The 600-nt window shown below is 44.7% G+C and carries 1 protein-coding gene and 1 pseudogene; both read right to left on the reverse strand.

Annotation, left to right across the window (positions count from 1 at the left end):
* Window positions 1-275: pseudogene (locus J1782_RS26500) on the reverse strand (hemagglutinin repeat-containing protein); the annotation flags it as partial.
* A gap of 131 nt (window positions 276-406) precedes the next feature.
* Window positions 407-600: hypothetical protein (locus tag J1782_RS00150; RefSeq protein ID WP_217151888.1), on the reverse strand; the 194-nt coding region annotated here is incomplete at its 5' end.

Here is a 600-nt window from a genome sequence, read left to right on the forward strand (position 1 = left end):
GGCCCTGTATGGCGGCTGTGATGGCCTGAATCGCCTGCTGTTTGTAGCTGCCGGTGCCGTATTCGTTCATCGCCGCTTTGTAGGCGTCGGTATTTTCCAGCGTTTCGTTGTAGGCGTCCCACTCGCTCTGCTCTGCGCCTTTGGTCGGCGTCGGCGGTGATTTGTTCACCGGACACCTGCGCGCCTTTAATGTTCAGGTCGTTACCGGCGCTGATGTTGAGGTTCCCGCCTGCGCCCACTTCTGAGTTAGTCCAGGTGGTGACGTCACCGTGGTTTTTGCCAGCGGCGGCGTGCCGGGATTTATTTTATTTTTAAAGAGCAATATGCTTCATTTACTTGTTATTAAGGCTATGTGGTATTCCCTAGACAATCTGAGAGAATAATGGTTGTCTATGGAATTGTATTCTCATATTTCTATTTCTTCGCATGAACCGTCTATGAATATAACAGATGCCTCTCTGTTATTAATCTCTAAATGGTCTATGTATTCGGTAAATTGAAAGCATCTATACTCATTAAAGCTGTTTTTATAAAGAATAACAACTTCAACTTCACATACAATGAATAGATATTCTTCGGAGACATAGAAGTAATATAAAA

Source organism: Rahnella sp. BCC 1045 (assembly GCF_019049615.1).
Taxonomy (GTDB): domain Bacteria; phylum Pseudomonadota; class Gammaproteobacteria; order Enterobacterales; family Enterobacteriaceae; genus Rahnella; species Rahnella contaminans.